This window comes from Tumebacillus avium (assembly GCF_002162355.1).
In the GTDB taxonomy this organism is placed as follows: Bacteria; Bacillota; Bacilli; order Tumebacillales; family Tumebacillaceae; genus Tumebacillus_A; species Tumebacillus_A avium.
Map to the genome: position 1 here is coordinate 5,103,736 of NZ_CP021434.1, position 13,346 is coordinate 5,117,081.

Annotated in this window: 1 protein-coding gene and 1 pseudogene; both read right to left on the reverse strand. The window is 60.1% G+C overall.

The genetic code is table 11. From position 1 onward, the window contains the following. Positions 1-41: 41 nt before the first annotated feature. Positions 42-10,130 carry a non-ribosomal peptide synthetase gene (locus tag CBW65_RS23400; protein ID WP_087458962.1) on the reverse strand — a complete coding sequence of 3,363 codons (10,089 nt, stop codon included), beginning with the start codon at positions 10,128-10,130 and terminating at the stop codon, positions 42-44. A 1-nt stretch (position 10,131) separates the two neighbouring features. Then, a pseudogene (locus CBW65_RS23405) lies at positions 10,132-13,344 on the reverse strand (amino acid adenylation domain-containing protein); the annotation flags it as partial. Positions 13,345-13,346 lie beyond the last annotated feature (2 nt).

Sequence of the window (13,346 nt, forward strand, 5' to 3'; positions counted from 1 at the left end):
AAAAAAAGAGCTGTTGGCCAACTGCCAACAGCTCTTTCCCCTTAAATATGTTGCAAATTCTTCAGTATCGTGAAGTGATCGCCTTCTACAGACTTGACCTCCACGCGCTGCAACAACTCCTCCCACCCAAGCGTAGGAGCATGCGGATTCCCCGCGCTCGATTCGCTGAGATAGAGAGTGGTCGGCACAGACACCATGCCCGCCGGCAAATATGCGACCAGTGCGGTCATGTTCGCTTTGAAGACGGTGAACAGCCGGGTCAACTGCTCGTAGCCAAGGTCGGTTGCCACATGGCTGTGCAAGAAAACAAGTCCTGCCTGCTCATCAAGGCGTGACAGCTCTTCCGCCTCTTCAGGCAGCAACAGTACGCCCAACTGACCGGCCAGATCGGCTGCGAAAGACGGCAGCAACGCATCCGGTTCCTCGATAAACAGTGTTGGCGCATAACTGTCGATCAGCACCAGCGACGCCACTTCCCGCCCCTGAGCCTGCAGCAAACGCACCATTTCATACGCGACTGCTCCGCCAAACGACCAGCCGCCGATGTGAACCGGGCCTTGGGGCTGGACCTTCACAAGCTCTGCCACATAACAAGCCGCCATCGTCTGGATGTCTTCAAAAGGCGCTTCGGTAACTTCGAGACCACGTGCCTGGAAAGCGTAGAACGGTTGTCCGCCGCCCAGCGCATTTGCCAGCTCCAGATAGGACAACGCACTGCCCCCGACCGCGTGGACGCAGAAGAACGGATCGCCCTCGCCTTTTGCCAGCTCGATCAGCGGCGTATAGGCGGTCTGCCCGCCTTGGCGGAGCAAGTGCGCGACACCTTCGACGGTCGCATGCTGGAAGAGTCTGGCCAGCGGGAGTTCCTGCCCGAATTTTTGCTGAATCTGCGCGGAGAGACGCACCGCCAACAGTGAGTGCCCGCCTAGGGTGAAGAAGTTCTCTTTCGCCCCAACCTTTGACACCCCAAGCAATTCTTCGAAGATGCGGCTCACCATCAGCTCGACCGCATCCCGCGGCGCGACAAAATCATGCTCATGAGACACAGCCGGCACCGGCAAGGCCCGGCGGTCCACTTTGCCGTTTGGTGTGAGCGGTAATGCTTCCAGCACCACCAGCGCAGAAGGCACCATGTACTCCGGCAACTGCTCCGCAAGATGCTCGCGAAGCACTGACAGACTCACACTCTCCGCTGCCACATAGCCGACCAGCACGTCTTCGCGCAAGATGACCGCAGCGTCTTGCACCGTCGGATGTTTCCGCAACTGCGCTTCGATCTCGCCCAGCTCCACGCGGAATCCGCGCAGCTTCACTTGCTCGTCGATCCGCCCGCAGAATTCCAGCTTTCCGTCCGGAAGCCAGCGTGCCAAATCACCAGTCTTATACAGGCGCTCCTCATTCACGACGATAAACTTCTCCGCCGTCAGCTCGGGCTGGTTCAGATACCCTCTCGCCAACCCTATACCAGCCACATGCACCTCGCCCGGCACGCCGATCGGCACTTCTTGCAAGCTGGCATCGAGCACATACAGCTTCGTATTTTGCAGCGGATATCCCATCGCCCCCGTGCGGCCGCCCGGACCGGCTTTCATCGCGGCCACCCCGACACTCGCTTCGGTCGGCCCGTAGAAGACAAACAGATCTCGCCCCTCGCCATACCGCGCCATCAGTTCTTCGGTCACAACCTCACCGCCCGTAAAGATCGTCCGCAGTTGCGGCAAATCCTCATCCGGCAAAATCGCCAACGCAGACGACGACAAGAACAGCCCGGTGATCTTCCAGTCGCGAAGCAAACGAATCATCTCCGGCCCTGGAAGCGTCTGTTCGGCAAAGCATACCGTCGCCCCGGCGGCCAGCGGAACCAGCAGATCGCAGACCGACGCGTCAAACGAAAACGAGGCGGTCTTCAACACCCGATCCCCCGTCGTCCATCCGAAACGCCGCACACAATCCTCCACAAAATTCACCGCGCCGCGATGCATCAGCAACGTGCCTTTCGGACGTCCCGTCGAGCCCGACGTATAAATCACATACGCCAAATCATCCGGCCCGGCTTGGCTTGGCACCGGCTCGGCACTGATGCCCGACCAGTCCGCATCCAGCAGCACCACGTCTGCCTGCGAATCGGGCAAGCCGGCTGCCAGATGCCCTTTTGTCAACAGCCACTTCGCCTGCGAGTCCTCCAGCATAAACGCCAGTCGGTCACTCGGATACGCCGGGTCGAGCGGCACATACGCCCCGCCCGCCTTGAGCACGGCGAGCGCGGCAACGGCCATCTCCGGCGTGCGGTCCACCGCGATGGCGACCAACTGATCCGGCCCGACACCTTTTGCCTGCAGGACACGCGCGATACGGTTCGCCTGCTCATTCAACTCGCGATAGGTCAGCACGCCCTCAGCACACTCCGCCGCCACCGCATCCGGCGTGCGCGCCGCCTGCGCTTCGATCAGCTGATGCAGGCTGGCCCGATCCGAATAAGGCGCAGCAGTCTCCCGCCAGTTCGCCAGCAGCCCGCGCTCCTCATCGGTCAGTACCGGCAGTTCGGCAAGCGCACAATCAGGCGCGCTCGCGATGCCTGCCAACAGCACGTCAAAGCGTTCCGCGATGCGTTGCACCGTCTCCGCTTCGAAGAGATCGGTATTGTACTGCACCACGCCGACCAGCCCGTCTTCCCCTTCATACAGCGAGAAGGTCAGGTCGAACATCGAAGTCGCTTTGTCGATCGGAAACCGGGTCAAGGTCAGCCCCGGCAGTTCCAAGTCGCCCTGCGGCGCATTTTGCAGCGCAAACATCACTTGGAACAACGCAGAATAACTCATGTCCCGTTCCGGCTGCACTTCCCTCACGAGGCGTTCAAACGGCAGGTCTTGATGCGCATAGGCGCCAAGCGTCGTCTCCCGCACCCGGGACAGCAGCTCGCGGAAGCCGGGGTTGCCCGACAGATCGGTGCGCAGTGCCAGCGTATTGACGAAAAAGCCGATCAGCGCTTCTGTCTCCTGACGCGTCCGACCCGCGATCGGGGAGCCGACCACGATATCTTCCTGCCCGGACAAACGGCAGAGCAGCGCGTTAAATGCCGCCAAAAGCGTCATGTACAGGGTAACGCCCTCTTGCTGGCTCAGCGCTTTCAAGCGCGGCAACACGCCATTTGCAAGTGAAACCTCAATCATCGCACCGTTAAAAGCCTGCACCGCCGGCCGCGGTTTGTCGGCGGGCAATTCCAGAACGAAGTCAGCGCCGCGCAACTGTTGTTTCCAGTAGGCCAACTGCTCCTCCAGCACACCGCCTTGGAACCATGCGCGCTGCCAGGCAGCAAAATCTGCATATTGAACCGCAAGCGGCGCCAGCGGCGACGGACGATCTTGGGAAAACGCCTCATACAGCACAGACAGCTCCTCGATCAAAATGCTCATCGACCAGCCGTCCGATGCGATATGGTGCATCGTCACGAGCAGCACATGATCCGTTTCCCCCATCCGCAGAAGCAAGGCGCGCAACATCGGCCCCCGGCTCAGATCGAATGGTCGATCTCCTTCTTCGATCACCGTCAGAAGCGCCTGCATCTCCCGTTCGAAATCAGCGAGGCCGGATAAATCCTGCACCGCAAACGGAAGTTCCGCATCGGCGACGACCTGCGACGGCTCGCCGTTCGGCGAATGAAACGCAGTGCGCAGCACTTCATGACGGCGCAAAATTTCGTCAAGTGCCCTTTGCAGCGCGGACAGATGCAAGTGTCCTTTCAGGCGGAGCGCAAACGGCATGTTGTACGTTGAAGTCCCTTGATGGAACTGCTCAAAAAACCACAGCCGCTCCTGCGCAAATGACAGCGGCAAACTTCCAGTCCGCGGCACAGGCACGATCGGCAAGGCCGCAGATGTCCACTCTTCGCGCATTTTGTGTTCCACATACGCGGACAGGCTCTCGATGGTCGGCGACTCAAACAGCGCCCGCAACGGCACCTCCACACCCAGCGCCGAGTTCAAATGCGACATCACCTGCGTCGCCAAGAGAGAATGCCCGCCGAGTTCAAAGAAGTTTTCGCGCACGCCGACCAGCGGCAGGCGCAGCACGCGACGCCAGACTCCCGCCACCGTTTCTTCCAGCGGTGTTCGCGGCAAAATTGCCTCTTCTGCCCGGACCGCCTGACTGCGATCCGGCTCCGGCAGCGCGGTCCGGTCGACTTTGCGGTTGACCGTCAGCGGCAGCGCCTCCATCATCACGAATTGCCCAGGTACCATAAATTCAGGCAGCGCCGCTTTCAGATACGCTCTCATGTCGGCACTTGCAGGCGCTTCCTGCTTCCCGACTGCCAAATACCCGACCAACTGATTTTCGCCCGACTCATCCGGCCAAGCCAGCACAACTGCATCTTGCACAGCAGGATGTTGGCGCAGCACCGCTTCGATCTCGCCGAGCTCAATGCGGTACCCGCGCACCTTCACCTGCAGGTCGATCCGCCCGAGGAATTCAAGCTTCCCATTCGGCAGCCAACGCACCGCGTCGCCCGTCTTGTACAGACGCCCAAACGGCGTCTCCACAAATTTCTCCGCCGTCAGTTCGGGACGGTTCAGATACCCGCGGGCCAGACCCGCACCGCCGATGTGCAGTTCGCCCGTCACACCGATCGGCACCGGCCGCATGTTGGCGTCTAACACGTGCATCACCGAATTTTGCAGCGGCGCCCCGATGGTGGGAACGCTGACTCCGTCACAGACTTCCGCCGTAACAAAAACGGTCGTTTCCGTCGGCCCGTACACGTTGATCACCTGCCGCCCGTCCTGCTTCCAGCGCTGCACCACTTCCAGCGGCAGCACCGTCCCGCCGCAGATCACCGTGTCCAGATCAGGCAGATCTGCACTCGGCAGCTGTGCCAGCATCGCTGGTGTCGTCGAGATGCGGTTGACGCGCTTTTCCCGAAGCAGCGACTGCAAATGCGGCCCCGGCAGCAAATCCTCACGCTTGAACAGCACGATCGTCGAGCCGGTCGCCAGCGGCGGATACAGGTCCTTCACCGACGAATCGAACGAGAACGAAGGGAACATCGTGCAGCGCGTGCCTTCCTGCAGCCCAAAGTTGCGAATGAACATCTCCGTGAAGTTCATCAGGCTGCGATGTTCGATCAAAACGCCCTTCGGCTTGCCCGTCGAGCCGGACGTGTGAATCACGTACGCGAGATTCCCAGAGCGCACACCGCTTTGCGGATTTCGAACCGGCTCTTCGGGGAACGTCTGCTGATCGAGCAGGATCACTTCCGCCCCGCAGTGCGGCAGTTCATCTGCCAAATGCGACTGGGTCAGCAGCACCTGCACCCCGCCGTCTTCAAGCTGATAAGCGATTCGCTCTGCCGGATACGCCGGGTCGACTGGCACATACGCGCCGCCCGCCTTTAGAACACCAAGCAGACCGACGATCATCTCCGGCCCGCGCTCCACGGCGATCGCGACCAACTGCTCCGGCCCGACCCCGCGTTTTTGCAAATGATGCGCCAGACGGTTCGCCTGCTCGTTCAGCTCGCGATACGTCAGCGTCCGTTCGCCATATTCGATTGCGACAAGATCAGGGGTCTGATCGGCCTGACGCTCAAACAGCTGATGCACACACAGGTCTTCCGAGAACGGAGCCGCCGTATCGTTCCACGCCGCGATCAACCCGCGCTCTTCTTCGGTCAGCAGCGGCATTTCCGCAACCGCACGGTCAGGCGCGTTCACGATGCCTTCGAGCAGCAGCGCAAAACGCTCGATGAACCGCTCGATCGTTTGATCATCAAAGAGGTCGGTGTTGTACACCACGCTCCCGGCCACGCCGCCGTTCTCCTCCTGCAGCAACAGGCTCAGGTCAAACTTTGACTTGCCCAGCTCAATTGGAAAGTCGCTCCAGGTCAGCCCCGGCAGGCTGAGATCCTCCCCAGGGGCATTCTGCAAGGCAAACATCACCTGAAACAGCGCCGTATAGCTCGTATTCCGCTCCGGACGCAGTTCTTGCACCAAACGTTCAAAAGGAAGATCCTGATGCGCATACGCGCCAAGGGTCACTTCCCTTACGCGCTTCAGAAGTTCACGGTAGCTCGGAGCGCCCGACAGATCGGTGCGCAGCGCCAGCGTGTTGACAAAAAAGCCGATCAAACCGTGCGTCTCCGGACGGGTGCGACCCGCAATCGGCGATCCAACCACGATATCCTCCTGACCAGAAGTGCGGGACAGCAGCACGCTAAACGCCGTCAACAACGTCATGAACAGCGTCACGCCCTCCTGCTGGCCCAGCGCCTTTAACCGTTCGATCAGCCCGGCCGGCAACACGACATCCCGGGAGGCGCCGGCAAACGTCTGCACCGCCGGCCGCGGGCGGTCTGTCGGCAGTTGCAGTACAGAAGGTGCGCCTCGCAGCGCAGCTTTCCAGTAGGCAAGCTGCGTTTCCAGCACCTCGCCTTGCAGCCAATCGCGCTGCCATTGCGCAAAATCCACATATTGCATCGCCAGCGGCGCAAGCGGAGAAGGAGCACCTTGCTGAAAAGCGGCATAGAGTTTCGACAGCTCATCGATCAAGATCCTCATCGACCAGCCGTCCGAAATGATATGGTGCATCGTTAACAGCAGCACGTGATCTTCTGCTGCAATCCGCAGCAGTTTCGTGCGCACCAAAGCGCCATGGGTCAGATCAAAGGGGGTGTCGCCTTCTTGAATCGCTTCCAAGGCGGCCTGCATCACTGCCAACTCGACCGGCGAATCGGAAAGATCAACCAGCTCAAACGGCATCTCCTGCCTGGCTGCAATCACCTGCTCAGGCTGACCGTCCACGACGGCAAACGATGTGCGCATCGCCTCGTGGCGCGCCATGATCTCATTGAAGCTTTGTTGCAGCGCCGGCACGTCTAAGCGCCCTGACATTCGCAATGCCATCGGCACATTGTAAGCGGCCGGATTGGAATTGAACTGTTCCAAAAACCACAACCGCTCCTGCGCGAACGACAACGGAAACCGCTTGCTCCGATCGGCAGGGCGGATGGTGATGATTTCCGAAACAATGCCTTTCCGCTTGTCGATCAACCGAGCCAACGCTTCGATCGTCGGCGATTCGAAGAGCGCACGTAAAGAAATTTCCACGCCGCATTTTGCAGCGACCTGGCCAGTGACCTGCGTCGCGAGCAGCGAATGTCCTCCGATCGCAAAGAAGTTGTCGGTCACACCGATGCCGTCCAGACGCAGCACCTTTTGCCAAATCTCCAGCAGTTCGCGCTCCGTATCGGTCCGCGCTCCGACCGCTACTTCTGCGCCGGCCGCATGTTCGCGACTCGGCGCGGGCAGTGCGCGGCGGTTGACTTTGCCGTTCGCAGTAAGCGGCAATGCCTCCAGCTCAACAAAATACGAAGGGAGCATAAATTCGGGCAAACCCTGCTGCAAAAAGGCGCGCAGTTCTTTCGGAGACGGGACTTGCCGGCCCGCGACATACGCGAGAATCTGCTGCTCTTGCACCAGCACAGCCGCTTCTTTGATCTCTGGATGCTTCAGCAAGCCTGCTTCGATCTCGCCAAGCTCAATGCGGAATCCACGGATCTTCACCAGTTGGTCAAGGCGGCCGAAATACTCCAGATTCCCATCCGGCAGCCAGCGCACTTTGTCGCCCGTCTTATACAGCCTGCCAAACTCCGTGTCCAGAAACTTCTCTGCCGTCAGCTCCTGACGGTTCAAATATCCGCGCCCGAGTCCAATGCCGCCGGCGTACAGTTCGCCCGGCATGCCGACCGGAAGCGGATTGAGATGATCGTCGAGAACGAACGTTTTCATGTTCGCCAGCGGCCGGCCGATCGAAGGCAAACGCCCGTCTGCCGGTGCCGTCGGCACTTCATATGTCGTGGTGTAGATGGTCGCCTCCGACGGGCCGTAACCGTTGATCACCCGGAACGGGAGGCCAGGGCGCGGATAGGATCGCATTGCTTCGCCGCCAGCGAGTTGCATCCGAAGCTTGGTGTCCGACGGCCACTCCAGCGCCATCAGCGCTTCCGTCAGCACCGTCGTCGTATAGCTGACTGCGATCTCCTGCTCCAACAACCACGCTTGCAACTTCTGCGGCGCATAGCGCACCTCATCTTCCGGCTGCACAATCGCACAGCCGATCAACAGCGCAGGGCAGAGATCCATCAGCGAACCGTCAAAGCCAAGACCGGAGATGTGCGACGTGCGGTCGGCGGAGGTCAATCCCGTATAGCGGGCATACCAGTGCGCAAAATTGAGTATGGACTCGTGCTCGAGCTCAACTCCTTTTGGCGTCCCTGTCGAACCTGAGGTGTACAGGACACAAGCCAGATGGCGCAACTCGGACACGGCCGGCAGGTTCTCCGCACTTTCATCAGCAAAAACAGCCTGATCGAGATCCAGACGGCAACTCGCGCCGCCTTCCCACACCGTGCGCTCCTGCAGGCTGCCCTGTGTCAGGAGTACGACCGCTTGGGCATCATCGAGCATGAAGCGAATCCGTTCGGCCGGATATTTCGGGTCGATCATCAAGAACGCAGCCCCGGTCTTCCACGCGGCCAGATAGGCTCCAATCAGCTCCGGTGAGCGCTCCAGACAAACGCCGACCTTGCGCTCCGGTCCCGCCCCCTGCTTTTGCAAAAAGCGGGCGAGGCGGTTGGCATATGCATTTAGTTCCCCGTACGTCCAGACACCATCCGGCGTGACGACAGCCGGCGCATCCGGTGCATGCGCCGCATGAGCTTCTACATATTGATGCAAAAAGCGGTCACGCGGAAAATCAACATCGGTCGCATTCCAGACGGTCAGCACTTCCTCCCGCTCAGCTGTGGAGAGCAGCGGAATCTCCGCGAGCGAAACGTCCGGTTGATCGGCGACCGTATGCAACATCACCGACAGATGATCGAGCATCCGCCGCACCGACTCTGCATCATAGAATTGCGCATCGTACTGCAGACGCAAGATCAGCTCTTTCGCCGGAATGCCGACCAGCGTCAGCGGGAACGACGTCTGCTGCTCGGAAGAGACCTCAATGATGTTCAGAGAGCGCTTGGCTGCTTCCGTTTCCTCTTCGTCGTGGAAATTCTCGAAGACAAAAATCGTTTCAAACAGGCGCAGGCTGCGCGGAACTTCACTCCACTCCTGCACACTGATCAGCGGGCTGTGATCATATTGGCGCGCTTCCAATTGCTCATTTTGCAGCTCTTTCAGCCACGGGCCCAGCTCCCGGCTCAGATCGACGCCGACCCGCACCGGCAAGGTGTTGATCAGCATGCCGGCCATCGTATCCACCCCCGGCAGATCGCCCGGACGGCCGGAGACGGTGCTGCCGAAAACGACATCTTCTTCGCCCGATGCCCGGCTCAGATACAGCGCCCAGATTCCTTGCAACAGCGTGTTCAGCGTGATCTGGAAGTTGCGGGCAACTTTTTGCAGCTTCTGATGCACCTCATGCGGCAGGTTGAGGTCAAGCGCTCCGTACGGCGCTTCTCCTGCCGCGATCTCACGCGGCCCCCAATAGAGCGGCAGAGCAGTCGGCTCCGCAAACCCGGCCAGCGCCTGGCGCCAATAGCGCTCCGCCGCTTCCATGTCCTGACGCTGCAGCCAGGCCAGATAATCGCGGAACGGACGTGCCGGCTGCAACGTGAGCTCAACACCGGCCTGATACGCTTCGTAAAACTGCCACAGTTCCTGCAGCACCATTTGCAAAGACCACCCGTCGAGCAGGAGGTGATGGAAGGACCAGGTCAAGCTGTGCAGTTCATCCGCCAGTTTGATCATCGTGATCCGCATCACCGGCGCTTGGGTAAACACAAACGGTTCGATCCGGTCCTGTTCATAAAACGCGGCCAGCTTCTCCTGTTGCTCTCCTTGCAGCACAGCGCTCCAATCGAGTTCGCGCAGGGGGAGTTCCACCACTTTGCCCACCACTTGCAACGGCTTCTCTAAATCCTCCCAATAAAAAGCGGTGCGCAGGATCGGATGGCGCTCCATCACTTTTTGAAAGGCACGGGAAAAGGCGTCAATGTTCAGCCGTCCTTCCAGCAGCATATTGAGCTGTACGCCGTACACCCCCGATTCGGGGGCGTACAGCGTATGGAACAGCATCCCGTGCTGCAGAGGTGTCAGTTCGTACAGCGACTCGATATTTTCGCGTTTCATATTATTCTCCCACCTTGCCAAACGAGCTCAGGAACTTGTCGAGGTCCTCTTGATTGATGTTCGCTTCCGGGAAGTCGGACGGGGTAAACCCGCCTGCGTTCGGGTCGAGGCAATGCTCGATCAGGACGCGCAGCTCGGCGAGGAAGTCACCCGCGACGCGCTCAATCGTCGCACGGTGATGGATGTTCTCCGAGAACTCCCAGCACACTTCCAGCTCGCCGTTGATAACCGTTGCCGACAGCTGCAGATAGTGCGGACGGCTGCCGCTTTGTGCGCGCGGCGACCCGACGCTCTCCCGTGCAAAGCCAAACAGCGCATCGCCCGACACCTGCTGGTCAAACTGCCCGAGATAGTTGAACGAAATGTCCGCTTGCGGGAATGCTTTCAGGCGTTCCGCCACATCTCCCACTTGGCACAGGCGACGCAGCAAGCCATAGCCGATCCCTTTGTTCGGGACGGCGCGCAGCAGTTCTTTTACTTTCTTGATCTGTTCGCCCGGATGCTTGTCGAAGCCGAGGTCGACCAGCACCGGATAGATCGAGGTAAAGAAGCCGACGGTGCGCGAATGGTCGATGTCGTCCATCAGGTCTTCGCGTCCATGCGCTTCGATGTTGATCAGGATCTTGCGCTCCTGCGACCAGTTCGCGCAGACTTTGGCGAGCGCGGTGATCAGCACATCGTTGATCTGCGTATGGTACGCTTTCGGCACATCTTGCAGAAGCTGCTTCGTCTCCGCTTTCGACAGCGTGACATACACATTGCCGACCGACGCTTCGATGTTCTGCCCCTGCAGATCGGACGGCAGCCCTTTGACATCCTGCCATCTCGCATCCAGCCAGTAGTCCGCTTCTTTCAAAACCGGCTCGGTCTGCGCGTATTCGTTCAGGCGGTTGGCCCAGTAGCGGAAGGAAGTCGTCTTCGGCGGCAGGGCGGCTTTTTGTCCTTGCTCCAGCTGACCAAAAGCGGTGCGCAAGTCTTCGATCAAAATCCGCCACGAGATGCCGTCGATGACGATGTGATGCAGAGCAAACAGCAGACGTCCCGTCTTCTCAGCGCCAAGATCAAAATACACAAAGCGCACCAGCGGCCCTTCGGTCAGGTGCAGGCTTCCTTGCGCCTCGATCGCCGCTTCTTCCAGCGCGGCTTCCTGCTGCTCAGCCGGCACATCGCTCAAGTCGATCGCCGTGAACGGCACGTCGTCGCTGTGGCCGGTGTTGATTTGCGACCAGTTGCCCTCCGCATCCTGCACAAAACGCATGCGCAGCGCATCGTGGTGCTTCATCAGCTCGCCAAACGCTTGTTTCAAAATCTCCAGGTCAACGCGCTGGCGCACTTCGAGCAGGAACGGCATGTTCCAGTAGTGCTTCTCAGGCAGGTCTTGCGCCAACAGCCAATGCTGCATCGGGGTGAGCAGCGCCGGTCCGGTGACAACGCCCTGCTCGCTTTGCACGACCGCCGCTTTGCCGGCGACGGTGGCCAGCTCGGCGATGGTCTGGTATTTGAACATATCTTTCGGCGTCAAACGCAGGCCCGCTTGTGCCGCCCGGGTGATGATCTGGATCGACAGGATCGAGTCCCCGCCAAGGTCAAAGAAATTGTCATGGATGCCAACATGCTCAAGCCGCAGCACTTCAGCAAAAATCTTCGCCAGCAGCGCTTCCGCTTCGTTGGTCGGCATCACCGCACTTTCCGACAAGGCTTGCACCTGCGGCGCGGGCAGTTTCTTGCGGTCGACTTTGCCGTTGGCGGTGAGCGGAATGCTGTCGACGGTGACAAACAGAGCGGGCACCATGTATTCCGGCAAACGCTCTTTCAGGTAGTGGCGCAGATCCTGCGAAGTGACCGCGCCATCCGCATTCGGGATCACATAGCCGATCAGACGCTTATGGCCCGGTTCGTCTTCGCGGTCGATGACGACAGCGGAGCGCACGCCCGGATGGGCCGCGACGGCCGCTTCAATCTCGCCAAGCTCGATGCGGAAGCCGCGGATTTTCACCTGTTGGTCGATGCGGCCGAGGTATTCAAGGTCGCCGTTCGCAAGATAGCGGCCCAAGTCGCCGGAGCGGTAGAGGCGTTGTGTGACGCCGTTGATCTCGAAGTCTGCAAAACGCTCGGCGGTCAGCTCCGCGCGGTTCAGATAGCCGCGCGCCAAGCCTGCGCCGCCGACGCAGATTTCACCCGGCACGCCGATCGGCACCGGCTGGCCAAATGCATCAACGAGGTAGACTTGCAGGTCAGGGATCGGACGCCCGATCACCGATGCCGGCGAAGCGAGGTCATCGCGGGACAGCGGGCGGTACGTGACATGGACGGTCGTCTCGGTGATGCCGTACATGTTGACAAGTTGCGGCTTGTGATCGCCATGGCGGTCAAACCAAGCAGCAAGCGACTGGATCTCCAGCGCTTCCCCGCCAAAGATCACGTAGCGCAAGGCCAAGTCGGGCGACTGGCCGACACGCTCTTCCGCGTGCATCAGCTGACGGAACGCCGACGGCGTCTGGTTGAGCACGGTCACTCCTTCACGGACCAGCAGTTCATAGAACGCATCCGGTTCGCGGGATGTCGCAAACGGAACGACAACAAGCTTCGCACCGGACAAGAGCGGTCCCCACAGCTCCCAGACGGAGAAGTCGAACGCGTAGGAGTGGAACAGCGTCCAGACATCAGTTTCATTGAAGTGGAACCACTGCTCCGTTTCGGTCAACAGGCGCACGACATTGCCATGCGGGATGAGCACTCCTTTCGGTGTGCCGGTCGAACCGGAGGTATAGATGATATAGGCCAGCGTATCGCCCGTTGCGCCGCTGTCCGGGTTCGCTGTGCTCTCCCCGGCGATCTCTGCCGCCTCATCGTCGAGTGTGAGCACTTGGGCGGTGTGGGACGGGAGGTTCGCCAACAGGTGCGACTGCGTGACCAGCACGGCAGCCTGCGAGTCTTCCAGCATGAAGGAGAGGCGATCCTGCGGATAGGTCGGGTCGAGCGGAACGTACGCGCCGCCCGCTTTCAAAATCCCAAGCACGCCGACGACCATCTCGGCGGAGCGCTCGACACACAGCCCGACCAGCGTTTCCGGGCCGACGCCGAGCTTTTGCAGGCGATGTGCCAACTGGTTGGCACGCGCGTTAAGCTCAGCATAGGTCAAGCTCGTATTTTCAAAAGCGACGGCGATGCGCTGCGGGTTCTTGGCAGCCTGCTCTTCGAAGATCTGGTGCAGGG

Excerpts from the sequence above, each read along its gene's own strand:
- CBW65_RS23400 (WP_087458962.1), bottom strand. The coding sequence starts at position 10,130 with ATGAAACGCGAAAATATCGAGTCGCTGTACGAACTGACACCTCTGCAG.